The sequence below is a fragment of the Micromonospora sp. NPDC049060 genome (assembly GCF_040649055.1).
In the GTDB taxonomy this organism is placed as follows: domain Bacteria; phylum Actinomycetota; class Actinomycetes; order Mycobacteriales; family Micromonosporaceae; genus Micromonospora; species Micromonospora reichwaldensis.
Window position 1 is genome coordinate 40,625 of sequence record NZ_JBEZEV010000022.1, and the last position, 25,550, is coordinate 66,174.

Sequence of the window (25,550 nt, forward strand, 5' to 3'; positions counted from 1 at the left end):
AGATCACTTATGCTCCTCGCCATGCCCGCACCCCTTCCGCCGCCCAACCTCGACGTCGCGGCGGCGTACCCCCAGGTCGGTCAGGTGCGCGCGGCCCTCGCGGCGCGCGACTGGCCGGCCCTGCGCGCGCTCGTCGACGGGCAGGACCCGCACGGCCGGACCTTCCTCGTCGGCGAGGCCGGCGAGGCCGAGGACATCGAGGAGTTCCTGCGTGAGGTGCTGGCGCAGCGGCCCGACGACGCGCTCGCCGGCGCCCTGCTGGGGTCGCACCTGATCCGCGCCGGCTGGCGGATCCGCTCGTCCTACCGCGCGCAGCACGTCAGCCGGGAGCAGTTCGCCCAGTTCCACGCCCACCTGCGGCGCGCCGAGCAGGTGCTGATCGACGTGACTGCCCGGCACCCGGACGACGCGGCGGCCTGGACGCAGCGGATCACCAACGCGCGCGGGCTGGAGCTCGGCCAGGCGGAGGCCCGCCGCCGCTACGACCAGCTCGCCAAGCACCACCCGCACCACCTGCCGGCCCAGGCCTCGCTGCTGCAACAGTTCTGTCCCAAGTGGAGCGGCACCTGGGAGCGGGCGCACGGCTTCGCCCGGGAGTGCGCCGACGCCGCCCCGCCCGGCGCCCCGAACGCGGTGCTGGTGGTCGAGGCCCACCTGGAGGAGGCGCTCGACCACGACGACCTGCGCGAGGCGGGCGCCCACCTGCGCGGCGCGCACGTGCAGCGCGAGATCCACCAGGCGGCGCAGCAGTCGGTCTGGCACCCCGAGTTCCGCAACGACTGGGGCTGGGTCTGGGTGCGCAGCGTCTTCGCGATGGCCTTCTGCCTGATGGACGAGTACCAGGCGGCGGCACAGCAGTTCGCGGCCATGGGGCCGCTCGGCGACGAGGCGATGTTCGGCTACATCGACGGCGACGCGACCAAACAGTTCCAGAAGTTCCGCGACAAGGCGTACGCGAAGGGTGGGCGGTCATGATCCAGGAACTGGACGTGGACGGGGTGCCCACGCTGCTCGCCCCCACCGGCGGGCCGATGCGCGCCGGGCTGACCTTCCGGGTCGGCACCGCCGACGAGACGCTCGCCCGCAGCGGCATCACCCACCTGCTGGAACACCTCGCGCTGGCCCCCCTCGGGCTGGCCGACTACCACGTCAACGGCGCCACCGCGCCGGTGTTCACCACGTTCCACATGCAGGGCTCCGCGCAGGACATCGCCACCTTCCTCACCTCGGTCTGCGCCAACCTGACCGAGCTGCCGACCGGTCGGCTCGACGTGGAGAAGGAGATCCTGCGCACCGAGTACAGCAGCCGGGGCACGGCCGCCGTCGACAACATCCCGCTGTGGCGGCACGGCGCCCGCGACTTCGGCATCACCAGCTACCCGGAGTGGGGGCTGAGCGCGCTCACCGCCGACGACCTGCGGCAGTGGGCGGCCCGCTGGTTCACCCGGGAGAACGCGGTGCTCTGGATCGCCGGGAAGGCCGTCCCCGCCGGGCTGCGCCTGAGGCTGCCCCAGGGCGTACGGCAGCCGGTGCCGGCCGCGTCGTCGGCGCTGCCGCAGACCCCCGCGTACTTCGTCGGCGGGTCGCGGGCCGTGGTGCTGGACGCCGTCGTGCGGCGCCGGACCGCCGCGAGCGTCTTCGCCGGGGTGCTGGAGCGCGAGCTGTACCGGGCGCTGCGCCAGGACGGCGGCCTCTCCTACCAGACGACGGCGGGCTACGAGCCGCGCGGCGACGGCCACGCGACGCTGCGGGCGCTGGCCGACGCGCTGCCGGAGAAGCAGGACGCCGTGCTCGGCGGCTTCGTCGACACGCTCGCCAAGCTCCGGGTCGGCCGGATCGAACAGGCCGACCTCGACGCCGTCGTGGCGAAGCGGCAGGACTTCCTCGGCACCGCCGAGGTGGACGCGGCGCGGCTGCCGTCGTACGCCTTCAACGTGCTCACCGGGGAGCGCAACCTCACGGTCGACGAGCACCGCGCCGAGCTGAAGGACGTCGACGTCGACGACGTGCACGAGGTGGCCCGCGAGGTGCTGGCCGGGGCGCTGCTGATGGTGCCCGAGGGGCACCGCGCCGACTGGGCCGGCTTCGTCGCGGCGCCCACCCGCTCGGCCGACACCGTCGCCGGCACCCCCTACCGGGAAAAGGAAGGCGACGGGGAACTGCACGTCGGCGTGGACGGGGTGAGCTGGCTCGGCCGCGGCGGCCCGCTCACCGTCCGGTACGCCGAATGCGCCCTCATGCTTACCTGGCCCGACGGCGCCCGGCAGCTCATCGGCGACGACGCCATCTCGATGCGGATCGAACCGACCATGTTCGACCTGCACCCCGGGGCGATCCGGGTGATCGACTCCCAGGTGCCGGCCGACCGGCAGGTGGCCATGCCGGCCCGCGACCCGGACCGCATCCCGCAGCCGCAGGCCGCGACCGGCTCCGGCTCTGGCTCCGCACGGCGGGAGCCGGTGAAGCGCTCCTGGTGGGAGATCCCGCTGATGGTCGTCAGCGGCCTCGCCGCGCTGGCGATCGGCGGGGGGACCTTCCTGCTGACCCTCGGCATGTTCATCACCGAGACGGCCGAGAGCGACGAGGGCTGGCTGTGGGGCGTCATCGCGGTGGGATGGCTGCTCACTGTTATCCTCGCGTTGCCCATCGTGCTGCTACGCCGGCGACGCCGATGAGCGACGGCGCCGTTTCGTGCTGGCCGGTGATCCACCGGGCGGGATAAGATCCGGCGCGGTAATGGGGCGGTAGCTCAGCCGGTTAGAGCAGGGGACTCATAATCCCTCGGTCGCGGGTTCGAGTCCCGCCCGCCCCACCCCGAACGGAGGGGGCCAGGGCCGCAGAAGCGCAGGTCGCTGCGGATATCCTGGCCTCGCTGCCATTCTCCGGCCCAACTCACGTTCTTGGCAGCAGGTGAGCGGCGAGTCAGTTCTGGCCGGGGCTTGGCGCCCTGGCGAGCTGCTCGGACTTCGAGCCCTGCTTCTCGTCGTTGCCGCCGCGTTCCCAGCCGTTGGCCAGGAGCGCGGCGACGATCGCGTCCCCGAAAGTCTGTTCGTGGTGGACCGCCATTGCAGCCTCCCGCAACGGGCCCGGGCCTCGGGCCACCGCCTACAGGAGCCTGCTGAGCAGTGGGCGCACCGCCCAGTTGCGCCGTTCGTCTGTCGGCATCCCGTCATAGTAGGCATATGCGCGAATTGTCCCCCGGTGACCTCGGGCTGCTGCTCTCCGTCTTCGCCCTGCTCCTGGTCCTGTTCGGGATCGACTTCCACCTGTCCAGACGTGCCGTGCAGCAACATCGCCGAGGCGCGTTCTTCGCCAGCATCGTGAGTCTTGTCGGCGAACTCACGACGGCCATCGCTCTCGTGCTGACGTGGGTCGCGATGTGGAGCCCCGCCGCGTGGGCCCGGATCGACAACCTGCTCGTCTTCATCCCGGGCACGATCTCCATGCTCTGTGCGGTGCTCCTCACCGGCGGGAAGGCGCTCGACCGGGTGGTCCGCATCGCAAAGGACTCCGACCCCGACGACGACGGGTAGCGCGGATCAGGGCAGCCAGGTCAGGCCAAGGGTGGCGGCGAGGCGGGTCACGTCGGCGGCGGGGGAGCCGGCGCGGAGCACGGCGGTGAGTGCGGTGTGGGCGGCGGGGCGCAGGCGGATCTCGGCGGGGGCGATGGCGTCAGCGGTGACCAGGGCGCGTCCGGCGGCGTGCGGGTCGCCGAGGTCGAGGTGGGTGCGGGTGATGTCGATCAGGTGGGCGGCCCGGTGTTCGGCGGGGAGCAGGTGCCAGGCGTCGTCGCTGGTGGCCCGCCGGTGGGTGGTGACGGCCCGCTGATGGTCGCCGAAATGCATGGCGGTCAGGGCGCGGGCGAGTTCGACGGTGGTGGGGCCGAACCCGACGCCGTCATGGTCGCGGTGGTGGCGTTCGTCGTGGGTGGCGGCGAGGCGGGCCGCGCGTTCGATGAGGTCGGCCGTGGCGGCGGCGTCTCCGGACGCGGCGGCGGCGAGGGCGGCTTCGATCAGCAGGGTCCCCGTCAGGGCGGGCCCGCCCGCCGGGCAGTCGGGGGGCCGAGCCAGGTCGAGTTGGTGTACGGCGGTGAGGGCGGCGGTCATCGCCCGGTCGGCGGCCAGCCAGGCCAGGTCGGCCTCGCCGAGTTTGACCAGCACCTGGGCGGCGAGCCGGTAGACCCGCACCAGCACCTCGGCGGTGGACGCGTTGCCCGGCTGCGGGTGGCAGGTGTGGCGGCTGTCGCCGAGCAGGTCAGGCAGCATCCGCAGCACCTGCGGGTGGTGACCGTTGCGGTACGCCGTCCACGCGTACCCCGCCTGGTCGTCGAGCTGGCGCACCGACGGCGGCGACTGGCGGTCGTTGCCGGAGCCGGGCATGTCGTAGCGGGCGAGCGCCGCCCGCACCCCCTCCACGGCGCCGCCGCTGTCGACGGCCCGGGCCCGCTGGACCTTGCCGGCGAGCAGGACGCCCGGGGCGACGCCGAGGGCCCCGGCGACCGTCTCGATCACCGAAAGTCGATCGAGGGTACGTACGCCACGCTCCACCTTGTCCACCCAGCTCTTCGACTTGCGGATCCGGTCGGCGAAGACCTGCTGACTCATGCCCCGACGCGCCCGCAACTGTGCCACCCGCCGCCCGATCGGCAGCTCGTTGCCGTTGCGCCTGCCCGGTCCGCTTGCCGACGGTCACCACGGACGCGCCCGGTATCCGGGACAGCACCTCGTACGGGCCGATGGCGTCGATCGGGGCGATCCCGTCGAAGAGCAGGATCGCGATGCGTGGTCCCCGGGCGGGCCCCTCCGGGTCGGTGGGCCGCTCCGCCCGGGCCGGATCGCCCAGGCCGGTGGCGGCCAGGCCGACACCGGCCCCGCCGGCCACCGCCGCCCGCAACACCGTCCGCCGGTTCACGTCCATGCCGAACATCGATTGCCCCCTTCGGTCGGGCTGAGCTTGCGCATGTCCCGGTGGTCGGTCACGCCGCCGCCCCGGTTCCGCACGATGCGAGGCAGGTCCGGATGCGAGGGCCCCCGGTCCGTATCGGCGGGTCCGGTGCCCCCGTACGTGCCGCAGGGGCCACCCGCGCGGCCAGGCGAGACCGGGCACCGCCGTGAACGGGGCACGGTGCCGGCCGAGCGGGCCGGCGTACCTCCGACGCGGTTCGGCGCAGCGTCGTCAGTCGCCGGAGGGCCGTGCGCCGGCGCGCCGGGCGGACTTCGGGCGTGCCCCGTTCGCGGTCGCCGACCCGGTGAGCGCCGCCGCGCGCCCGCTCAACGCGTCGACGCGTTCGACGAGTCGGCGTACGGCGTCCTCGTCGTCCGCGTCCACGGCCGTCACGCGTTCGAGCAGCGCGGCGTAGTCCGACGTCAGCGCCAGGTACTTCCTGCCGAACGTCTCCTTGGCGCCGTCGACGTAGGCCTGGCGCTCCGCCATGGCGTACCACCGGTCGAGGTCGATGATCTGCTGGGCGAGCACGGCGGCGGCGGCGCTGAGCGCGCTGCGGGCGTCGGCGTTGTCGTCGCGGCGGCGGCGACGGGCGTCCGCGAGCCGGCCCGCGCGGCGGCCACCGACGTAGAGCACCGTCGCCCCGGCGACGACGGCCACGATCGCCGCGGCCGCGAGCAGGAAGCGGGGCAGCGACGGGCTGATCGTCCGCGCGCCGTCGGGAACGGTGCCGGCCTTCACCAGCAGGTCGTAGTTGACGGTGACGACCTTCAGCGCCTCCAGGGGGCGGTCGGCGAAGGTGTCGACGCCCCGGCTGACGGCCATCTCGGCCACGAAGGCGCGGCCGAAGTTCCCGTCGTCGCGCCCGGGCAGCAGCGCGCACCCGTAGGTGTCGTACTCGTCGCCGTCGCGGCTCATCACCAGCACGACGGTCCCGTCGGCGGCGCGCTCGACCTGGCGGCAGCCCTGCCTGAGGTCGGCGCCCGGTGCCAGCATCAGCACGACCAGCCGGCGGTTGCCGATGATCCGTTCGGCCGCCGCGCGGTCCAGTTCGACGCCCGGCGCGACGTACACGGAGGAGGCGCGCACGTGGCGGGCGACCGGGCCGTCCAGCGCCCCGCCGGTCCACAACGCCCAGCCGGCCAGCGCCAGGCAGGCCAGGACGGCGACGCCGAAGGGCGTGCCGAACAGGTCGGCGAGCCGACGTCGTACGGACTGGCTCACGACAACCTGCCCCGGAGGTAGAGGTGCGGGCGGTAGCTGGCGATGCCCAACGTCCGGGCGCCGTCGTCCAGCTCGTCGGCGGCCTCGTCCAGCAACGTCCGCACGTGGCGGTCCGGCAGCCCCTCGTCGAGCGCGGCGCGGGCGGCCTGGAGCTTGACGAAGCCCCGGGTCAGCGCCGGATCGCTGCGGGCGTCGGTGAGCAGGGACATCTCGACGGCGAGCGCGGTGAGACCGGCCAACCGGGCGGGCGTGCCACCCCGCCCGGGGTCGCCCCGCCGGACCACCAGGGCGTCCGACCGGCGCAGCGACCGGACCGAGAGGATCAGGAACGTCGCCACGCAGCCCGCGAAGAGCCACGGCAGGGCGGGCAGCGCCACCCGCAGCGGGTCGATCGGCCGGTACGGCAGCGGGCGGTCGAACAGCCCCGAGTAGCGCAGGTCGGTGACCCGGTTCAGGTACGCCGTCAGGATGTTGCCCTGGGGGTAGTCGTACCGGCTCAGCCGGCCGCCGAACTGGCCGTAGAAACTCGCCCCGGCCAGCTCCGCGAAGTCGTCGGCCGCCGGCCCGTGGTACTCGATCCAGAGGCCGTACATCACGACGATCGGCGTGCCCGGGAACAGCTCGGCCAGCGCCGGACCGTACCGGGGCACCGGCTCGCCGAACGGCTGCGCGGGCAGCGCCACGTACCGGGCGCCGTCCGGGAAGGCGTTGCGCGCGGCCTTGTCGGGGACGCGGGTCAGCGTGGCCCCGGCCCCCAGGTGCAGGCCGGTGGCCCGCAGGTCGGCGGCGACGGCGGTCAGCTCCCGGTCGGTCGGCTCACGCCACCGCAGCTCGTCGTGCTCGGGCGGGTCGGGCGCGTCCCGCAGCGCGGCGATCAACGCCACCAGCGTGCCTGTCACGTCGGCGGTGGCGAACTGGGCGCGCCAGCCGGGCAGGGTGTCGGGTACGGCCTGGTAGATGCCGCCGCTGACCTCGGTGCCGATCACCCGGACGGTCGCGTTCTTCACGTCCCGTACCCGTTTGCGTTCGTCCTCGTCGAGCCCGGGCGGCGCGACCAGGATGCGGACGGGTTCGGCGCCGGCGGCCTCGCGGACCCGCTGCTCGTTCCAGCGCGCGGTCGCGCCGGGGAGCCGCACCACGGGTTCGGCGGCCACCAGCGCGGTCATCTCGTCCACCGAGGGCACGCTCGCGTCGCTCAGCTCACCCGCCGAGCCCTCGTCGATCTTCGCCGGGGCGGCCGGCGACCGGCCGTAGCTGACGTCGACGCTCTGCCGCTGGGCGAGCAGGAAGACGACCAGGACGATCACGGCGACGCCGAGCAGCGACCAGCGCAGCAGCTCGTACCGGTATCGCCTGCGGGGTTTCACTGGTGCGTGCGCCACAGCCGGTCGGCCTCCCTCGCGTGTTCCGCCGCCGCCCGGGCTGCGGACGGCCCGCCGCGTCCGGCGGCGATCGACTCGGCGCGGGCCAGCAGTTGCTCGGCCTGCGGCACCCGGGTCGCCGCCGCGTCCCGGCTGACGGCCGCGCTGTCGATGGCCGCGCGGGCGGCGGACCAGGCGGTCCGGCGCTCCCGCCCCCGCGCCCGCCACCGGGGCAGCAGGGTCGTCGCGAAGCCCGCGCCGACCAGCAGGACGCCGCCGACCAACCAGGCGAGGAGGGTGTGGGACATGCGCTCCAACCATCGGGCGAGGGGTACGGGGGTGCGCTCGGGAGCCGTCGGGGCAGGCAGGGGTACGACCGAGTCTGGCTCATCGAGGCGAATCGGTGCGAACCAGCCCCACCGGCCCTGGCCTGCGGTCGGCCCGGCACGCCGGGGCGTCGTATCGTCTCCGCATGACGCACCCGGTCTGGGCCGACGGCAGGGCCTACGAGGCGTACGTGGGCCGGTGGAGCCGGCCCGTCGCGGAGGAGTTCCTGCGTTGGCTGGCCGTGCCACCGGGCCGCCGCTGGCTGGACGTGGGCTGCGGCACGGGCGCGCTCACGTCGACCGTGCTGGCACTGGGGGACCCGAGGCACGTCTCGGGCGTCGACAGCTCGCCGGGCTTCGTCGCGTACGCCCGCGCGGCCGTCCGCGACGAACGGGCGGCCTTCCAGGTCGGCGACGCCCGGGCGCTGCCGCTGCCCGACCGCTGCGTCGACGTCGTCGTCAGCGGCCTCGCGGTCAACTTCGTGCCCGAGCCGGCGCGCGCCGTCGCCGAGTTCGCCCGGGTCGTCCGCCCCGGCGGGGTGGCCGCCGCCTACGTCTGGGACTACGCCGGCGGCATGGCGCTGCTGCGTCACTTCTGGGACGCCGCCGCCCTGCTCGACCCGGCCGTGGCCGAGCGGGACGAGGGCCGCCGGTTCGCGGTGTGCGACCCGGACTCCCTGCGCGGGCTGTGGACCGACGCGGGCCTGACGGCGGTGGCGCTCCGGCCCGTCGACGTGCCCATGGTGTTCGCGGACGTCGACGACTACTGGACGCCGTTCCTGGGCGGGCAGGGCCCCGCCCCCTCGTACGTCGCCTCCCTGACGGCGCCGCAGCGCGCCCGCCTGCGCGACCTGCTCGCGGCCCGCCTGCCCGTGGCGCCGGACGGCTCGATCCGGCTCACGGCCCGGGCCTGGGCCGTCCGGGGCGCGGCGCCGGCCTGACCGCCCACAGGCGCCCGCCGGGCCTTCGCGGTCGGCGGCGCGCAGCCGGGTGAGGCCGTCCGGCTGTCCGCTTCGAGACCCAGCGGTACCCGCCGCCGACGTCCTCGGTCAACCTGATCCGTGACGCCGGGTGTCCCGCCCGTCGTGGAGATCGGAGGACCGATGAAGGCCCGTTTCCGATGGCGGTCGACCCGGATGACGCTGTTCGCGGCCTTGGCCGCCGCGCTGGTCGCCGCACTGCTGCCCGCCTCGCCGGCGCTCGCGTTGCCCTCCGGCAGCGGCTGGTCGGCCTCGTGGAGCTACTACCATCCCACCGCCTACCAGTACGCCGGCACGCTGCCCGGCGTCCGGCTGACCGGCTACGCCACCGACAACTCCGGCACCAGCACCACGGTCGGCACGATCGAGGACACCGCCGACGACGGCCGCTGCGCCAGGGTGATGCTCTACGCCAACGGCGTCGGCTACGTCGCCGACCGGACCACCTGCGGCAGTGGCAGCTACCTGACCTACTCCACCGGCAGCTACAGCCAGGGGCTGCTGGTGATCGTCTACCGGATGGTCGCGGGCACGAGCACCCACGACAAGGGCTTCGCCATGTTCGTTCCCGGTTCGTCCGCCGATCCGGAGCTGCGCACCGTGGGTACGGGCGCCAGCTGGTCGTACTACACGTCGGCGGCGTTCCAGTACACGGTCACCCGTCCCGGCGTGCGGCTGACCGGCTACGGCGCCCACCAGTACGCGGACCAGCGCTCCTCGCTGAACACGGTGGAGAAGACCGCCGCCACGGTCGGCTGCGCCACGGCCAAGGTCACCGGCGGTGTGTCCACCAGCGGCGGCACCTGCGTCAACGGCGGCAGCACGTCCTTCTCCCGCTCCGACCTGACCAACAACCTGGCGGCGTCCGCCTGCTACCAGCCGGTCCCCGGCACCCAGCGCTGCCTCGCGGTGGGCATCCCCGAGCCCTGGTGACCCGACCGGCACCCGGCGGACGCACCCGGCCCGCCGACCCGGCAGTCCCGCCGTCCCGAACCGACCCGGCAGTCCCGCCGTCCCCGAACCGACCCGGGGACGGCGGGTCCGTCAGCGGCGGCGCTTCGGCAGGTCGAACTGGTCGGCGGCCCGGCAGTCGCGTGGACCGCCGACCGCGCTCGGCCCGGCCCGGTCGAGCGCCGCGCGCGCCCGGATCCGGCCCAGGTTCCAGGCGTACCAGGGGTCCGACTCGTCGAGATCCTTGGCGACCCAGCTCAGCGTGCAGCGGCGCACCGGATCGGGCAGGCCCGCCAGGGCCGGCGTCGCGTCGGCCGAGAGCGCCCGCAGGTACCAGGCGTCGATCTTCCCCGTCTGCTCGTACCGGGCGATGTTGCGGCGGGCGGCGTAGTCCTCCGGGTTGAGCACGGCCAGGCCCAGCAGCATCACCACGGCGAGCGCCACCGTCGTGCCGGGGATCCAGGCGCCGCGCCAGCGGAGCCCGGCCACCAGGATCATCAGGAACACGGTGCCGAGCAGCAGCTCGAACGCCATCACGAAGAGCCGCTCGCCGGTGAAGCTGTACGCCTTCTGGTACGTGTACATCCGGGACAGTGCCGACCCCACGATGACGAAGCTGAGCACGCTGAGCAGGCCCAGCAGGACCCGCAGCAGGTGGCGCTCGACGGCCCGGTCCCGTCGCGCCCAGCGGGCCACCCCGCCGAGCACCGCCAGCGTCAGCATGGTGACGACGACGAGCTGCCAGAACCCGCTGCGCGCGTACTCGGCGTAGCTGAGGCCGGCGGTGCGCAACACGTGTCGCTGGCCGCCGAACAGGACGGTGAACTGCACCGCCACGAAGCCGGCGAAGAGCAGCGTCAGGGCGCTGATGACCGGCGCCCACTCCACGAGGCCGAAGCGGCGCGTGCCGGGCCGGTCCATCGTCGACAGGTCGGGCGGCGCGGCCAGCGTGTAGACGGCGGCGACGGCGCAGAGCCCGCCCACGGCGGCGAGGAGGATCCAGCGGAACGTCGCGCCGCCGTTGACCTCGGGAACCAGCTCGCCGAGCATCACGGAGAAGGCGCCGTCGGCCGAGGACAGGAGCGTGCCGAAGACGATCAGCGCGACCACGGTGGCCGCGGCCGACCCGACGACCCGGCGGGCCAGGTGCGGGTTCGCCGGGGCGTGCAGGTGCCCACGCACCCACGGCAGCCCTCGCAACGCCGCGAAGGGGGCGGCCACGAGGCTGAACAGGATGGAGCGGACGAGCCGGCCGCCCACGATCGCGAGGGTCGCGCAGCAGAGCGCGCCGAGCACGCAGAACGTCACCAGCCACCAGGCGTTACGGAAGGCCAGGACCGACAGCAGCGCCAGGGCCGCCACCGCCCAGCTGGCGCGGATCCGCCGGTCGGCGCGCGGCAGTTCCGCGCCCGTCCGCCGGACCGCGAACACCACCGCGACGGTCAGGGCGAGCCAGCCGAGGAACCAGCCGATGCCGGTGCGGGTGAGCGGTACGAAGAACGCCAGGCCCAGCGCTCCGGCGAGGACCGCGAGCGGTACGGCCCGGTCCTGGGCGGGCGCCGGCCCCGGCCAGCGCGTGTCGAGGAACGACGGCGGGCGCGGGACCGGCTGGTAGCCGCGGTACGGCGCCGGCGCGCCGGCCGGCACCCCGATCCGGTACGGCGCCGGCAGCGGCGCGGCGGCGGGTTGCTGGACGGTGGTCGCCGGCGGGCGGGCAGCGGATGCGCCGGTGCCCACCGGCGCGGCGGCCGGTGCTCCAGCGGTGGCCGGCGCGGCGGTCGCGGGCGTCCCGGTGCTGGACGCCGTTTCGGTGCTAGGCGCCGCTTCGGCGGCGGGTCCCTTCGTGGCGGGCGCCGCCTCGGCGGGCCCGTTCGTGGTGGGCGTAGCGGGGCCGGAGGCGGTCGGTGCCGCGTCGGTGCCGCCCGGCGGCGCGCTGACGGCGTCCGGTGACGGCGCGGCAGCCGGTGCCGCGGCGTCCGCCGCCGTCACCGCGGCGGTCCGCGCCGGGATGCTCTCCTCCGGCCCGACGGCGGCCGTCGGGGCCGGCGCGGCGGTCGCCTCGGCCGGCCTGGGGGCGGGGACGACCGAGGCCGGGGCCGGCGGGCCCGCAGCGACCGGAGCCGCGGCGGCGGTGGCAGGCACCAGCGGGATGAACACCGCGTAACCGCGCGTCCCGGGCGGGATGCTGACGGGGATCGCCCAGGCGGGTGCGCCCTCCGCCCCGGGCCACACCATCGGGGGCGGCGCGCCCTCGATGGACGGCATGACGAGCAGCTGCGGCCTCGCCTCTCCGGGGTCGTCACCGGCGGTGCTGCCGGGCGCCTCGCCGGACCCCGGGGGGCCCGACACCGGTGGTGGCTGGGTCAAGGAACCCCTCCTCGTTAGAACGGTCGGCACACTGTACGGCCGACTCCAGGCCCGCCGCCGCCCCCGACACCGACAGAAGGGCTAGACAGCCGCAGCCGGACGGCCGTACCCGGTCACAGCGGTGCAGGCACGGGCAAGCGGATCGGGCGGGCGGCGCGCCCGATCGATCCTCGGTAACGTGCTCGGCCGTGGCCAGTGGCGTACCTCCCGGCGAGTGGTGGGAGGCCCTTCCTCCGCGGCAGGTCAGCCACCTGCCCGGCATCGACGCCGAGTTGCTCCATGTGGGACTCGATCCGGCACCGGCCGCCGCCCCGGTCGTCGTTCGGTACCAGGTACCGGCCCGACGGGGCTTCACCGACCTGCTCGCCGCCGTCCTCGACGAGTTGGACGGGGCAGCACTCACGCTGTTCCCCCGCTGGTTGCCCGGTGCCGAACGGCTCGACGGTTGCGGCACGCTGGGCGTCGCTGCGGTGCGGTCCCTTGCCATGCGGGCCGCCGCGCACTCCGAGCACTTCGGCCCGTTCCTGGCCGACCTCGCCGAGCGCGCGCTGCGCGGGGAGGACCGGCAGCACCGGCCGCGCTTTCCGGCAGAGGTACGGGCTGCCGGCCTGGCCCGGGTCATGGCCTCCGCGTACGACCGTGACGGGTGCGTCCTGCTGGTCGGCCTGACCGACGAGCTGCCCACGGAGACCGAGCGCGCGTTGGTCGCCGTCGCCGAATGGCTGGTGCGGCACGGCCGCCTCACCGTCTGGCTGGCCGGGCGAGAACTGCGGACGGTCGACCGGATCCGGTCGGTTCAGGTTTCGCTGCCGTCGAGCCTGACCGAGTTGGCGGTGCAGGCGGGTCGGGTTCCCGACACCGTGCGCGAGCCTCCTCCGGCACTGACGTTTCCGCCGCTGTCCGGTGTCCCGCGCGGCGACAGCGCCGCCGAGCAGGCACTGGAGCTGGCACTGACGCCACACGAGTGGGCCCGGGGGAGGCGCTGGAACCACACGTACGACTGGCACCTGCTCGGCGAGACCTACCGCTTGGACCTCTTCTGGCCGGCCGAGGGACTTGCGGTCGAGGTGGACGGCCCGGAACATCGGGGCCGAATCAGATTCGCCAACGACCGGCGGCGTGACGTGCGGCTGCAACTCCTCGGGCTGGACGTGCTCCGGTTCACCAACGAGCAGGTGCTGTCCGACGTCCAGGCTGTGGTCGGCATGATCCGGCAACTGCTGACCCGTCGTCGCCTGGCCGGCGCGCACCCACACGAAGAAGAGGCACCATGACGAGCACGGCGGACCTTCCCCACCTGACGCCCAACCAGATCAACGCGCTTGTGGTGCTCATGGTCGAGGCCCGCGTACTGACCAACAACGAGCTGAAGGAGTTGGCCGGGTTCAGCCTCACCGGCCCCGACAACGCCAAACTCGTCAAGCTCGGCCTGGTCGAGACCGACCGGTCCCACCGGCCCTTCTCCCACGAGCTGACCGACGAGGGGTGGCGGGTGGTGCGGCAGCTGCACGCCGGCGCCCCGCCCGCACGTAGTGGCTCAGCCACCCGTTCGCTGTTCACCCTGCTGGCCAACCTGCACCGCTCGCTGAGCCGGTTGGGGCTCAGCCACGCCGACTTCTTCACGCCGCCGTCGGCCACCTCAGGCCCGGCGGCCGGCCCGACGCCTCCCGGCGTCGCGCCAGCGCCGGCGGCCACCGGGCCGGACGCCGTGGAGGCCCTGATCCGCGCCGCCTATCACGAGCTGGCCCGGGAGCCGGGAGCCTGGGTGGGGCTCGCCGACCTGCGCGAACGCCTCGGCAGGCAGGACCGCGCCACCGTCGACGCGACGTTACGCGCGATGGTCCAGCGGGACGGCGTCCGGATCATCCCGGTCGCCAACACCAAATCGCTGACCGCGCGCGACCGGGCGGCCGCGGTGCGCATCGGGGACGAGGAGAACCACACCCTGGCGATCGGCTCGGCATGATCCCCGAGGACGTGAGGGCCGCGCTCGAGGCGGTCAGTCTCAACCCTGCGGTCACTCCCGACGACGTGTGGCGGCCCAGCCCGCACGACGTGCCGGAGCTGCACGAGAAGGTGGTCGCGGAGATCCTGCGCGGCGTGGGCAGGGCCCGTACCGACGACACCACGGTGCCCCTCGGCGTGGCCATGCAGGGGCGGGCCGGCGCAGGCAAGACCCACCTGCTCGGGGCGGTGCGGGATCGGATCCAGCGTGAGGGCGGCTACTTCTTCCTGGTCGACATGGTCAGCGGGAAGACGTTCTGGGAGAGCGTGGCGCTGGCCCTGGTCGAAGGCATGGGACGGGACGCGATCGGCTGGGGCACCCAGCTACGCACGTTCCTGCGTCGGCTCACCGCCCAGCTCGGCATCCCGGCGGAGGTACGCGACGCGATCGCCGGGACGAAGCCGGTCACCCGGGAGCACCTGGACACCTTCGTGCGGGCTCTGCGGACGCGCCATCGCGAGATCGGCCGGGACTGCCAGGACACCGCCCGGGCACTCGTCCTGCACGGCGCGCTGGACTTCGAGGCACAGGACGTCGGCTACGCCCATCTGATCTCCGAGCCGGGTGACCCGGACGGTCGCGCGGCGTGGGGGCTGACCCCGGCGATCCGTACCCCGCAGCAGATCGTCCAGGACGTCTCGCGGCTGATGGCGCTGACGCTCGACCCGACGGTGATAGCCGTCGACCAGCTCGACACGCTCTTCGCCCAGACCAGCACCGCCATGTTCGACCAGTACGCCGGGCTGGAGGACGCCCAGGCGAAGGTCATCGGGCCCATCGCCGACGGCCTGCTGAAGCTGCGTGACGTCACCCGCCGGACGCTGATCGTGGTGTCGTGCCTGCCGGACACCTGGGAGCTGTTGACCAGGAGTGCGCCCACTCCGGTCGGCGACCGGTTCCGGCAGGCGATCCTCCCCGACCGGATTCCCACCCCCGAGATCGGCCGGGCCATCGTCGCGAAGCGGTTCACCGCCGCCTTCGCCGGGCCGCGTTTCGCCCCGCCGTACCCGACCTGGCCGATCAGCCCCGAGGCGTTCGTCGACGCCCCGGCGTTGACGCCCCGGGCGCTGCTGCGCCGGGTGGATCGACACGTCGCCTGGTGCCGGGACCGGGGCGAGGTGACCGAACTCGACCGTCTCATCGAGGTCGGCAACCACGTCGTCGGCGGGTCCGAGCCGCCGGACGGGAGTGCCGCCGTCGGCCCGAAGTCGTGCCGCGACACGGACACCGGTGACGACGTGCGCCTGCGGCAGCTCGACGCCCGCTTCGCCGAGCTGGTGGCGGGGGCGGACGTGGCGGGTGCGCTCGATCCGCGGACCGAGGACGAGCACATGCCGGCGCTCCTCGCCGCCGGTCTGGCGGCCTGGATCGCCGAGCGGTCCCCGACCGGCGCCAGCTACAGGTACGACCCGCTGCCGGGCCGCAAACCGGCGCTGCACGGGCGGCTGATCGAGGTGCTGGACGAGGCCACCGAGAACGAGGCGCACTGGTGCTTCCGTGGGATCTCCCATCCGAACGCGATCGCGGCGACCGCCAGGGTGAAGGCGGCCTGCACCATGGCGGGCCTCGACCGTGCGCTGCCGCAGCGGCGGCTGGTGCTGTTGCGCAACGGCCCGTGGCCGACCGGGAAGCGTACGGCCGAGGTGTTGGCGGCCTTCGACGCGGCCGGCGGCGTCCGCTGCGGCGTCCCGGAGGCGGACCTGCGGGTGTTCGCCGCGCTTCGTGCGCTGAGCGGCGAACCGGCCCAGGTTCTCCAGGAGTGGCTGGTCGCGCGCCGGCCGGCCGGCTCCACGCAGCTGTTCGCCACGATCCTCGGCGACCTTGCCGGGACGGCCAATGCGGAGGCCGGACCGGTCGCCCGGTCAGTCGGGCCGACGGCCGAGGTGGGCGGCGAGGACGACGCGCGGGTCGACGGCGGGAGGGCCACCGTCGACGGAAATTCGATCCTGTTGGGGCGGACCACCGACGGGGCACGGCCGTTCGCGGTGGACCTGGAGTCGCTGCGCCGTCACACGGTGATCTTCGCCGGCTCGGGCTCCGGCAAGACCGTGCTGATCCGGCGACTGGTCGAGGAGTGCGCACGGGAGGGCGTCTCCGCGATCGTGCTCGATCCCAACAACGACCTCGCCCGCCTGGGCGATCCCTGGCCGCAGCCGCCGGCCGGATGGGGCCCCGGTGACGCCGAGCGGGCCCGCGAGCACCTCGAACACACCGAGGTGGTGGTCTGGACGCCCCGGGTCAACGCCGGTCGACCGCTGAGCTTCCAGCCGCTGCCGGACTTCACCCCCGTGCGCGACTCGCCGGACGAATTCGACCAGGCGATCCGGTCGGCGGTGGAGGCCCTCGCCCCGCGCGCCGGTGTGGACCGGCCGACGAAGGTGGCCCAGCAGGGCAAGGCCGTGCTGACCGAGGCCCTCCAGGCGTACGCGAGGAGCGGAATGGTGGGCCTGCCCGGCTTCACCGAGTTCCTCGCCGAACTGCCCGACGGGGTGAGCCGGCTGAGCCGGGCGGACAAGCTGGCCCAGGATCTGGCCGAGACTCTGAAGGCCGCCATGGTCACCGATCCGTTGTTCGGCGGCGTCGGCGCCCCGGCCGATCCGGGCCTGCTGCTCACCCCCTCGCCGGGTCGTCGCGCACGCATCTCGGTGATCAGCTTTGTGGGGCTCACGTCGGACCAGGAACGGCAGGGCTTCGTCAATCAGCTCCAGATGGCCCTGTTCGCCTGGATCAAGCGGCACCCGGCGGGCGAGCGACCGCTGGGCGGGCTCTTCGTGATGGACGAGGCGCAGACTCTCGCCCCGTCGTCCGGGCAGACGGCCTGCACGGCCAGCACGATCGCCCTCGCCTCTCAGGCCCGCAAGTACGGGCTCGGGTTGGTCTTCGCCACCCAGGCGCCGAAGGGGCTGCACAACCAGATCTCCGGCAACGCCACCACGCAGTTCTTCGGGCTGCTCAACGCTCCCGCGCAGATCGACGCGGCCCGTCAGTTGGCGGAGGCCAAGGGCGGGCGGCTGCCCGACATCGGCCTCATGCAGAGCGGCCAGTTCTACGTGGCCGGGGAGGGCTTCGCGTTCGTCAAGGTGGACACGCCGATCTGCCTGTCCCACCACCCGAAGGCGCCGCTCAGTCCGGAGGAGGTCGTCGCCAGGGCAGCTTCGGCACAATTCCGGCCGGAGCGCAGTCACCTGCCGGACGTGCCGGCCGTCCGATAGCGGACAGGACGCCGATCGCCTTTCCGGCGCACTGTTGTAGCAGGTCAGAGGCGTGAGGATGGCGGGCCACAACCCATTCCTCGGGCCCGGCGGGGACAGCATCGTCCCCGCCGACACCGCCATCACCGAACTCCGACCCCGCGACGGCCACGGCGTAGCGCAGCGCCGTCCGCCCACGCAGCGCGAGGTCGCGATCCGGCAGTCACGTCCCGGGTGCCCGGGCGTCGCCCGTCCCATCCTGCCCACCGGAACCGGCCCTGCTCACGAGCCGGTCGGTCCGGTCACTGAGCACGAGAGGAGCCGGCAATGGCCGCTCCCACCGCCACCGCCTCCCTGAACGCCTCCACCTACTCACCCGGCGACCAGATGATCCTGACGGTCACCTACGGCGACGCCGACACCAAGCCGGTGACCGTCACGATCGTGGTGACCGACGCACAGGGCAACAGCAGCGCGCCGGTCAAGGTCACCGCCGTTATCGACCCGCTCACCCTCACCGTCACCGACGACTCCGGCCGCACCTGGACCAGGGCGTCGGACAACGGGTCCGTCGCCGTCTACCGGGCGGTGGCGTGATGCCCCGGGTCACCGTCACGGTGCGCGACAACGGCGGGCGTACCGCCACCGCGACCGCCGACTACACGATCGCGCCGCCGGTGCTGGGCGGCTACTACCTCTCCGGCGGCGCCGACCCGACGGCCGACATGGCCGGCGGCAACTTCCGCTCGCTGACCCAGTACCGCAGCTTCGCCGACGGTTACATCTTCCCCGGCTACCAACGGCCGTGGTTCGTCACGCTCGGCAGGGCCGGGGTGCAGATGAACATGGTGCTGGAGCTGAAGCACTACGGCGCGCCCAACGCCGGGCCGCAGACCTTCACCGTGGACGGCGTGACCTACACCGTCCCGGCGCCCGCGATGACCATCCAGCAGCGCCCGGGCACGACCTGGCCCCGGGCGTACGGCTACAGCCAGGTCCTGGCCGGGCACTGCGACGGGCTCTTCGCCCGCGCCCTGTCCCAGTACCGGACCATGGGCTTCGGGGTGAACATCCAGCTCGCCTCCGAGCTGGACACCGACCACGAGTTCGGCACCACCGAGTCCGGCGTCACCTACCCGTGGGCGCAGTCGGACGCCCGCGCGGTGCAGGCGATGACGTACATCGTGAACTGGTTCAAGGCCCGCCAACTGCCCGCCGGCACGACGTTCTCGGTCGGGGTGGGCGGCTTCGACCGGGCCTGCTTCCAGCGCACCCACCCGGAGGCGCTGATGGCCAGGCTCGACTTCCTCCAGTGGAACGCCTACGCCACCAGCCCCACCCACACGGCGCTGGCCCGGTTCCGCCGGGCGAAGGACTGGGCGGTGGCCGACCTCGGCCCGGTCGCCCTCTCCCGCCCGGTGATCATCGCCGAGTGGGGCGTACGGGTGGCGGAGGTGCCGGACCAGGCGGGCTGGATCGCCACCGTCCCGGCCGCCATCGCCCAGCTCAACGCCGAGCGGGGACCCCGGATCGTGCGGACCAACTACTTCAACTCGGGTTGGGGCACCCTGTCGCCGAAGTCGACGGGGCTGGCCGCGCTGAAGGCGGCGTACGCCACCCGGCCGTACGTCTGAGCGGCCGGCCGGAGCTCCGCCAGGAGCCCGGGGAGCCCGGCGGCGGAAACATAGACGTCGATCATGAGGTCCATCGATGGTGGTATAAGATCCGCCGGATCGTGCGCAGGCCCGCTCGTGCGCCTCCCGGTGCGATGTCCACCGAGCCCGCTGCGCCAGGACAGCCATGGAGATCATGTGAAGTTCAGTCGTCGTCTCGCCCCTGCGGTGGCCGCCCTCGTGTTCGCGGTCGGCGCCGTGGTCGCCCCGGCCGGCGTCGCACAGGCGCATCCGGAAGCGGACACGGTAAACGTCTATCCGCCGATCCAGGGTTCGTCCACCTGGGATCGGTTCGGTCTCTCCGGGCCGACCTCGCACCACATCGTCTTCGGCCACTGGGGCTACCCCAACGACTGGGCCGTCGACATCTACCGCAGCCCGGGTGCCACGATCGTCTCGCCGTTCGGCACCAAGACCGCTTCCGGGCACCCGGTCGCCGTCAAGGTGGTCACCGTCCAGGCCGGCTGCGCGACCCGCAATCTCGCCGACGGCGGCTACCGCATCGGGCTCGAGGCCCGGGACACCACGACCGGGCAGATCCTCGGCCGGGCGGACGTGATGCACGTGAACAACAAGCCCGGCGGCATCGTCGTGGGCGCCTCGGTCGGTCCGTGGACCAAGCTCGGCGAGACGGGCCGTTTCCGCTGGTCCAGCTGCTATCAGGTCAACGGTGACAGCGGGGTCCACATCCACCTCGAAGTGATCAACCAGCACCGCTACTCGTGCTACGTGTCCCGCGGTGCGAACACCGCCCTGACCGACCTGACCGTGGTGGGCAAGGTCGGCGTGCACTACACGGGGCAGCGGCAGCGCTGCTGATCCGTCGATGGACGGCAGGCGGGTGCCCCGGCTCCGGTCGGAAGCCGGGACACCCGCCCGGGTAGGGCGCCCGCGCGCCGCTTCACCCTGGGGTCAGTAGGCCAGCTCCACCGGCCGGCCGAGCACCCGCGCGCCGTTGTTGGCGAGCCAGCCCTCGGCCGCCGCCGCGTGCTGGCTGAACGTGTGGATGTCGCGGAACCGGCGCTGCAACGGCGACGAGTCCCGGGCCGCCCCGCCGCCGGCCGCCCGGTAGCAGGTGTCGACCGCGGCGGCTGCCCGTTCCGTCACCCAGGGCAGCGCGGCGGAGATCCGTGGGTGCAGCGCGGGGATCGCCGCCGGGTCGGTGGCGCAGGCCGCCCAGAGCTCGTCGGCCAGGTCCCGCAGCAGCGCCCGCGCGGCCCGTACGTCCAGGTCGGCGCGGCCGAGCTGGAGGCGGAAGGCCGGCGAGTCGGCGAGCGACTGCCGGGCGTAGAGCCGCTGCCGGCCGCCCTCGAGCAGCGCGACCATGTCGTCCAGCGCGCCCTGCGCGATGCCGACGGCCACCGCGCCGAGGTGCAGGACGAAGTGGACCAGCGGCGCCACGAAGCCCGGCCCCGGTACGCAGGGCACGCCGGTGAACAGGTCGAAGCTCTCCTCCGTGGGGCAGAAGGCGTCCGCCACCTCGATGTCGTGGCTGCCGGTGCCGCGCAGGCCGAGCACGTGCCAGGTGTCGTGCACGGTGACCCGGGAGGCCGGGAAGAGCATGGAGCGCATCGCCGGCGGTCCCCCCGCCGGCCCGGCGTCCCCGGCCAGCACGCAGTTGCCGAAGATCCAGTCGGCGTGCCGGGCGCCGCTCGCGAACGCCCACCGGCCGGTGACCCGGAAGCCGCCGTCGACCGGCTCGGCGCGCCCCTGCGGGGCGAACCCACCCCCGACGACCACGTCCGGCCCGTCGGCGTAGAACTTGTCGAACCGGTCGCGGGAGAGCATCGCCACCAGGTGCGGCGTCTCGGCGCCGATCATCACCGTCCACCCGGTCGAACCGTCGGCCCGGGCCAGCGACTCCAGCACCCGCAGCCCGGTGTGCAGGTCCGCCTCGTACCCGCCGTGGCTGCGGGGGACGAACATCCGGAAGCAGCCGGCCGCCCGCAGCGAGTCGAGCAGATCGGCGGGCAGCCCCCGGGCCGCCTCGATCTCCCCGGCCCGGCGGGACACCTCCGGGAGCAGCGCCTCCACCGCCCCCGTCAGCCCGTCGGAGTGCTGGTCCTCCATGGGTTCCTCCTCGCCTCGACGCTCGGCCTCCACTCTGGACCGGCGGACGACCCGGAGCCAGGCTCGCCGCTATCGGATGCCCGCCACTTCGCGCGGTGGGCATCCGCCCGCCGCCGCCCGGGGAAGGGCCGGAACGGCACGCCGGCCCGGCCCGCTCCCTATGCTCGAAGCATGGAACTGCGGATCTTCACCGAACCCCAGCAGGGCGCGACGTACGACGACCTGCTCGCCGTGGCCCGCTGCGCGGAGGAGGCCGGCTACGGCGCCTTCTTCCGTTCCGACCACTACCTGAAGATGGGCGCGGTGAGCGGTGACCCCGGCCCGACGGACGCGTGGACCACCCTCGCCGGCCTGGCCCGGGACACCCGGCGGATCCGGCTGGGCACGCTGATGACCGCCGCCACCTTCCGGCTGCCCGGCCCGCTGGCCATCACCGTGGCGCAGGTCGACCAGATGAGCGGCGGCCGGGTCGAGCTGGGCATCGGCACCGGCTGGTACGCCGAGGAGCACACCGCGTACGGGATTCCCTTCCCGTCACTGGGGGAACGCTTCGACCGGCTGGAGGAGCAGCTCGCGGTCGTCACGGGGCTCTGGGCGACGCCGCCCGGCGCGACCTTCGACTTCGCCGGCACGTACTACCCGGTCAGCGACTCGCCCGCCCTGCCGAAGCCGGTGCAGGACCCACGCCCGCCGATCCTGCTCGGCGGCATGGGCCCGAAGCGCACGCCCCGCCTGGCCGCCCGCTACGCCGACGAGTTCAACCTGCCGTTCGCCTCGATCGAGGACTCCGCCGCCCAGTTCGACCGGGTCCGGGCCGCCTGCGCCGAGACCGGCCGCGACCCGGGCGAGCTGCGCTGGTCCAACGCCCTGGTGCTCTGCTGCGGGCGGGACGACGCCGAGGTGGCCCGGCGGGCCGCCGCGATCGGCCGGGAGCCGGACGAGCTGCGCGAGAACGGCCTCGCGGGCACCCCCGCCGAGGTGGTCGACAAGATCGGCCGGTACGCCGAGATCGGCAGCGAGCGGCTCTACCTCCAGGTGCTCGACCTGGCCGACCTCGACCACCTGGAGCTGGTCGCCGCCGAGGTGAAGCCCCAGCTCTGAACCGGCGGGCAACCGCCGCCCCAGCACCGCGTCGACCCCCTGTCCCGACGACGGCGGGAAGTCGCGCGCGGGGCGGCGGTCCCGTCGTGCCGGCCGTCAGGCGTGGCCCACCTTGGGCGCCGGGCCCGGATGGGGCACCGGGTGCGGCGGGGGCGTCGGCGGCGGCGCCGGCTTGGGGCGGGGCGTGGTGCCCGCCGGGTACGCCCCGGCCGGCGACACCGGTCCGATGCCGGTCGGGTCGATCTCCTCCTCGGAGGGGAACACGTCGCCCCGCGGGGCGGGATCGCGGTAGCTGCTCATCGGCGTAGGGTTCCCCGACGGGGGCGCGGTAACCGTGCCCGATCGACCGGTTTCCGTCCCGCCCTGCTCGTCGGATGATGCGTCCCGACGACCACGGTGTCGAACGGGGGTACGCATGGAACTGCACCGCAACCGGGGGGCGTTGGTGCTGCCCCTGGCCTGCGTGATCGGGGGCGGGGTGCTGCTGGCGCTGCCGGGGGAGCACGTGCTGCTGCGCCGGCTGGTCGCCGTCGGCGCCGTGCTGCTGGGCGGGAGCGTGCTGGTCGGCCTGCTGCGCCCGTTCCGGTTCGTCATCGGCGCCGACGGCCTGAACGTCCGCCGCCCCGGGCTGCGCCGCACGATCGCGTGGGCGGAGGTGGCGGCGCTGGCGCTGGCCCGGCCGCCCGCCCGGCAGGGGCTGCCGTCGACGCCGCGACTGCTGCTGGTCCCCGCGCCGGGCGCGCTGGCCGACCTGCCGACCGACGCGCACCACCCGGTCGACGGCCGGGCCGCGGTGGAGCTGCTGGACCTGGCCCGGGTCCGGGAGAGGCCCGCCGAGGTGGCGGCGGCGCTGACCCGGCACGCCGGTGACCGTTTCCTCGACGCGCTCGGCGGGGCCCCGGCCGCCGACCGCCACCGCACCCCGTGAGTACCGCCGGGCCGCGGCACAACTGGGCGGGCAACGTCCGCTACGCCGCCCGCCGCCACCACCGCCCCTCCTCGCTCGACGAGCTGCGCCGGCTGGTGGCGGGCAGCGACCGCCTCCGGGTGGTGGGCACCGGGCACTCGTTCAACCGCCTCGGCGACACCACCGGCGACCTGGTCTCGCTGGCCGGGCTGCCCGCGACCGTCGCGCTCGACCCGGAGCGCCGGGCCGTCACCGTGCCGGCCGCCATGCGGTACGGGGACCTCGCGGCCTGGCTGCACGCGCGCGGGTACGCCCTGGCCAACCTCGCCTCGCTGCCGCACATCTCGGTCGCCGGGGCGGTCGCCACGGGCACCCACGGCTCGGGGGAGACGATCGGCAACCTGGCCAGCGCGGTCGCCGGGCTGGAACTGGTCACCGCCGGCGGCGACCTGCTGACCGTGGACCGGGGGGCCGACGGGGACGCCTTCGCCGGGATGGTCGTGTCGCTGGGCGCGCTGGGCGTCGTCACCCGGGTCACCCTGGACGTGGTGCCGACCTTCGAGATCCGCCAGCACGTCCGCCTCGGCCTGTCCCGCGCGGCGCTGGACGCGGCGTTCGCCTCGGCGTACAGCGTCAGCGTCTTCACCGACTGGCGGTCGCCGCGGCTGCGGGAGGTGTGGGTCAAGCAGCGCGCGGACGCGGCCCCGCTCCCGGCGGACTGGCTCGGCACGACGGCGGCCGACGCGCCGCGACACCCGGTGCCGGGCATGCCCGCGCGGAACTGCACCCCGCAGCTCGGCGAGCCGGGCCCGTGGCACGAACGGCTGCCGCACTTCCGGCTGGAGTTCACGCCCAGCAGCGGGGCGGAGTTGCAGTCGGAGTACCACGTGCCGCGCGGCTCGGCGTCGGCGGCGCTGGCCGCGCTCGACCCGGTGGCGCACCTGATCGCGCCGGTGCTCCAGGTCTGCGAGCTGCGGACGGTGGCCGCCGACGGGCTGTGGCTCAGCCCGAACCACGGGCGGGACAGCCTGGCCATCCACTTCACCTGGACCGCCGACGCGGCGACGGTGCTGCCGGTGGTGGCGGCGGTGGAGGAGCGGCTCGCGCCGTTCGCGCCGCGCCCGCACTGGGGGAAGGTCTTCGGCCTCGCCCCGGCGGCGGTCGCCGCGGCCCTGCCCCGGTACGCCGACTTCCTCGACCTGGCGAGCCGGCTCGACCCGGCCGGCACGTTCCGCACCGACCTGCTCGACGCGTACCTTCCCCGCGCCTAGCGACCGGGCCGGCTGCCCTGCATCTGATCGCGGAGGCTGCCGCGCTGCACCGCCCGGCTGATGTCGCTAGGCGAGACGATCCCGACGAGGCGGCCGTCGGCCACCACCAGCGCACGGCCGTCGGCGCACTCGCTGAGCCGGGGGAGCAGCTCGTTCAGCGGCTCGTCCGGCCGGGCGAGCACCAGCTCGTCGGCGCGGCAGGCCACCTCGGCCAGCGTGGTGCCGGCCCGGCGGTCCGCCGGGATGCCGCGCACCCGGTCGAGGGTGACCAGGCCGACGGGCCGGTCGTCCTCGGTCAGCGGCAGCGCCGTGTGCCGGTACGCGAAGAGGTAGTGGTCGACGAAGTCGCCCACCGTCATCTGCCCCGACGCCGTCTGCGGCTGCGGCGTCATCACGTCGGTTACCCGGACGCCCTCCAGCGCGCTGCCCATCCGGGCCTGCCGCTCCTCCATGCCGGCGGCGCCGATGAGGAACCAGCCGATCAGGGCGAGCCAGAGCCCGCCGAAGCCGACGCCGGCCAGGAACTGCCACAGCCCCAGGCCGATCAGCACCGCGCCGAGCACCCAGCCGGCCCGGGCGGCGACCACCGACGCCTTCGTCCGGTCGCCGGTCGCCTTCCAGACCGCCGCGCGCAGCAGCCGCCCGCCGTCCAGCGGGGCGGCCGGCAGCGCGTTGAAGACCGCCAGCAGCACGTTGATGCCGGCCAGCCAGGCCAGCGAGCCCAGCAGCAGCCCCTCCACGCCGGCCATGGCGAGCACCACCGCGATCGCGCCGAAGAAGAGCCCGATGAGCAGGCTCACCAGCGGGCCGACGCCGGCGATGCGCAGCTCCGCGCCCGGGTCGCGCGCCTCGCCGCGCAGCTCGGCCACCCCGCCGAAGAGCCAGAGGGTGATCCCGCCGACCTCCAGCCCGTTGCGCTTGGCGACGATCGCGTGCGACACCTCGTGGGCGAGCAGGCCGAGGAAGAAGACCACCGCCGCCGCAAGCCCTGCCAGGACGTACGCGGCGACCGGCCGGTCCGGGTAGGCCCGGGGGAACTGGTTGGCCGACAGCCCCCAGGCGATCAGCGCGAAGATGACCAGGACGCTCCAGTTGACCCCGACCGGCACGCCCGCGATCCGGCCGAGCCGGAAACTCGCCCTCATGTTTCGGGTACTACCCGCGATCGTCGCGCCCATG

General features: G+C 74.3%; 23 protein-coding genes and 1 tRNA gene. 15 read left to right on the forward strand and 9 right to left on the reverse strand.

The genetic code is table 11. From position 1 onward, the window contains the following. Nucleotides 1-21 precede the first annotated feature (21 nt). The 3 genes from AB0B83_RS11875 (at nucleotide 22) to AB0B83_RS11885 (ending at nucleotide 2,812) form a co-directional block, all read left to right on the forward strand. Nucleotides 22-975, forward strand: a complete 954-nt coding sequence (locus tag AB0B83_RS11875) for a hypothetical protein (RefSeq protein WP_357578149.1) — start codon at nucleotides 22-24, stop codon at nucleotides 973-975. Next, nucleotides 972-2,675, forward strand: coding sequence for an insulinase family protein (locus AB0B83_RS11880; protein WP_357578150.1), 1,704 nt, complete (start codon nucleotides 972-974; stop codon nucleotides 2,673-2,675). Before AB0B83_RS11875 ends, AB0B83_RS11880 begins: the two co-directional genes overlap by 4 nt. 63 nt (nucleotides 2,676-2,738) lie before the next feature. Continuing rightward, nucleotides 2,739-2,812 (forward strand) — tRNA-Ile (locus tag AB0B83_RS11885). Nucleotides 2,813-2,922: 110 nt separating this feature from the next. On the opposite strand, the gene AB0B83_RS11890 is transcribed toward AB0B83_RS11885, so the two are convergent. Continuing rightward, nucleotides 2,923-3,066, reverse strand: a complete 144-nt coding sequence (locus AB0B83_RS11890; RefSeq protein ID WP_357578151.1) for a hypothetical protein — start codon at nucleotides 3,064-3,066, stop codon at nucleotides 2,923-2,925. A gap of 116 nt (nucleotides 3,067-3,182) precedes the next feature. Here AB0B83_RS11890 and AB0B83_RS11895 point away from each other — a divergent pair, with 116 nt between their 5' ends. Then, entirely contained in the window at nucleotides 3,183-3,533 is a 351-nt protein-coding gene (locus AB0B83_RS11895; RefSeq protein ID WP_357578152.1) for a hypothetical protein, read from the forward strand. 6 nt (nucleotides 3,534-3,539) lie between these two features. On the opposite strand, the gene AB0B83_RS11900 is transcribed toward AB0B83_RS11895, so the two are convergent. The 4 genes from AB0B83_RS11900 to AB0B83_RS11915 form a co-directional block, all read right to left on the reverse strand. Continuing rightward, nucleotides 3,540-4,631 (reverse strand): helix-turn-helix domain-containing protein, encoded by a 1,092-nt coding sequence (locus AB0B83_RS11900; RefSeq protein WP_357578153.1) that lies wholly within the window; start codon nucleotides 4,629-4,631, stop codon nucleotides 3,540-3,542. A 544-nt stretch (nucleotides 4,632-5,175) separates the two neighbouring features. Then, nucleotides 5,176-6,168: a hypothetical protein gene (locus AB0B83_RS11905; protein WP_357578154.1), complete on the reverse strand. Its 993-nt coding sequence runs from the start codon at nucleotides 6,166-6,168 to the stop codon at nucleotides 5,176-5,178. After that, nucleotides 6,165-7,550 carry a hypothetical protein gene (locus tag AB0B83_RS11910; RefSeq protein WP_357578155.1) on the reverse strand — a complete coding sequence of 462 codons (1,386 nt, stop codon included), beginning with the start codon at nucleotides 7,548-7,550 and terminating at the stop codon, nucleotides 6,165-6,167. The genes AB0B83_RS11905 and AB0B83_RS11910 overlap by 4 nt, the downstream gene beginning before the upstream one ends. Continuing rightward, nucleotides 7,532-7,837 (reverse strand): DUF6403 family protein, encoded by a 306-nt coding sequence (locus AB0B83_RS11915; protein ID WP_357578156.1) that lies wholly within the window; start codon nucleotides 7,835-7,837, stop codon nucleotides 7,532-7,534. Before AB0B83_RS11915 ends, AB0B83_RS11910 begins: the two co-directional genes overlap by 19 nt. A 164-nt stretch (nucleotides 7,838-8,001) precedes the next feature. Between AB0B83_RS11915 and AB0B83_RS11920 the strand changes: the two genes are divergently transcribed. Together AB0B83_RS11920 and AB0B83_RS11925 are read left to right on the forward strand one after the other, a co-directional pair. Further along, nucleotides 8,002-8,796, forward strand: a complete 795-nt coding sequence (locus AB0B83_RS11920; RefSeq protein ID WP_357578157.1) for a class I SAM-dependent methyltransferase — start codon at nucleotides 8,002-8,004, stop codon at nucleotides 8,794-8,796. Nucleotides 8,797-8,991: 195 nt separating this feature from the next. After that, complete coding sequence (locus AB0B83_RS11925; RefSeq protein ID WP_357578158.1) at nucleotides 8,992-9,768, forward strand: hypothetical protein; 777 nt, start codon at nucleotides 8,992-8,994, stop codon at nucleotides 9,766-9,768. Nucleotides 9,769-9,879: 111 nt separating this feature from the next. Here the strand turns inward: AB0B83_RS11925 and AB0B83_RS11930 are convergent, their stop codons facing one another. After that, nucleotides 9,880-12,051, reverse strand: a complete 2,172-nt coding sequence (locus AB0B83_RS11930) for a DUF4153 domain-containing protein (protein WP_357578159.1) — start codon at nucleotides 12,049-12,051, stop codon at nucleotides 9,880-9,882. 290 nt (nucleotides 12,052-12,341) lie between these two features. Here AB0B83_RS11930 and AB0B83_RS11935 point away from each other — a divergent pair, with 290 nt between their 5' ends. The 6 genes from AB0B83_RS11935 (at nucleotide 12,342) to AB0B83_RS11960 (ending at nucleotide 19,841) form a co-directional block, all read left to right on the forward strand. Next, nucleotides 12,342-13,427, forward strand: coding sequence for a DUF559 domain-containing protein (locus tag AB0B83_RS11935; protein ID WP_357578160.1), 1,086 nt, complete (start codon nucleotides 12,342-12,344; stop codon nucleotides 13,425-13,427). After that, nucleotides 13,424-14,119, forward strand: a complete 696-nt coding sequence (locus AB0B83_RS11940) for a hypothetical protein (RefSeq protein WP_357578161.1) — start codon at nucleotides 13,424-13,426, stop codon at nucleotides 14,117-14,119. The genes AB0B83_RS11935 and AB0B83_RS11940 overlap by 4 nt, the downstream gene beginning before the upstream one ends. A gap of 11 nt (nucleotides 14,120-14,130) precedes the next feature. Beyond that, a complete protein-coding gene (locus AB0B83_RS11945; RefSeq protein ID WP_357578162.1) occupies nucleotides 14,131-17,370 on the forward strand; it encodes a DUF87 domain-containing protein in 3,240 nt (1,079 codons plus the stop codon). Nucleotides 17,371-17,676: 306 nt separating this feature from the next. Beyond that, on the forward strand, nucleotides 17,677-17,946 hold the full coding sequence (locus tag AB0B83_RS11950; protein WP_151453705.1) for a hypothetical protein: 270 nt from the start codon (nucleotides 17,677-17,679) through the stop codon (nucleotides 17,944-17,946). Next, nucleotides 17,946-18,983, forward strand: a complete 1,038-nt coding sequence (locus AB0B83_RS11955; RefSeq protein WP_357578163.1) for a hypothetical protein — start codon at nucleotides 17,946-17,948, stop codon at nucleotides 18,981-18,983. The genes AB0B83_RS11950 and AB0B83_RS11955 overlap by 1 nt, the downstream gene beginning before the upstream one ends. 177 nt (nucleotides 18,984-19,160) lie before the next feature. Then, nucleotides 19,161-19,841 (forward strand): hypothetical protein, encoded by a 681-nt coding sequence (locus AB0B83_RS11960; RefSeq protein WP_357578164.1) that lies wholly within the window; start codon nucleotides 19,161-19,163, stop codon nucleotides 19,839-19,841. A gap of 93 nt (nucleotides 19,842-19,934) precedes the next feature. Here AB0B83_RS11960 and AB0B83_RS11965 read toward each other — a convergent pair whose 3' ends face one another. Next, the gene (locus tag AB0B83_RS11965; RefSeq protein ID WP_357578165.1) at nucleotides 19,935-21,092 is read right to left on the reverse strand and encodes an acyl-CoA dehydrogenase family protein; all 1,158 of its coding nucleotides are present in this window, start codon (nucleotides 21,090-21,092) and stop codon (nucleotides 19,935-19,937) included. A 171-nt stretch (nucleotides 21,093-21,263) separates the two neighbouring features. Here AB0B83_RS11965 and AB0B83_RS11970 point away from each other — a divergent pair, with 171 nt between their 5' ends. Beyond that, nucleotides 21,264-22,193: an LLM class F420-dependent oxidoreductase gene (locus AB0B83_RS11970; RefSeq protein WP_357578166.1), complete on the forward strand. Its 930-nt coding sequence runs from the start codon at nucleotides 21,264-21,266 to the stop codon at nucleotides 22,191-22,193. Nucleotides 22,194-22,289: 96 nt separating this feature from the next. Here the strand turns inward: AB0B83_RS11970 and AB0B83_RS11975 are convergent, their stop codons facing one another. Further along, complete coding sequence (locus tag AB0B83_RS11975; RefSeq protein WP_357578167.1) at nucleotides 22,290-22,493, reverse strand: hypothetical protein; 204 nt, start codon at nucleotides 22,491-22,493, stop codon at nucleotides 22,290-22,292. Between the two features lie 115 nt (nucleotides 22,494-22,608). On the opposite strand from AB0B83_RS11975, the gene AB0B83_RS11980 reads away from it, so the two are divergent. Continuing rightward, nucleotides 22,609-23,121, forward strand: a complete 513-nt coding sequence (locus AB0B83_RS11980) for a hypothetical protein (RefSeq protein WP_357578168.1) — start codon at nucleotides 22,609-22,611, stop codon at nucleotides 23,119-23,121. Continuing rightward, a complete protein-coding gene (locus tag AB0B83_RS11985; protein ID WP_357578169.1) occupies nucleotides 23,118-24,371 on the forward strand; it encodes an FAD-binding protein in 1,254 nt (417 codons plus the stop codon). Before AB0B83_RS11980 ends, AB0B83_RS11985 begins: the two co-directional genes overlap by 4 nt. Here the strand turns inward: AB0B83_RS11985 and AB0B83_RS11990 are convergent. Beyond that, entirely contained in the window at nucleotides 24,368-25,516 is a 1,149-nt protein-coding gene (locus AB0B83_RS11990; protein ID WP_357578170.1) for a site-2 protease family protein, read from the reverse strand. The genes AB0B83_RS11985 and AB0B83_RS11990 overlap by 4 nt on opposite strands. Between the last annotated feature and the right edge of the window lie 34 nt (nucleotides 25,517-25,550).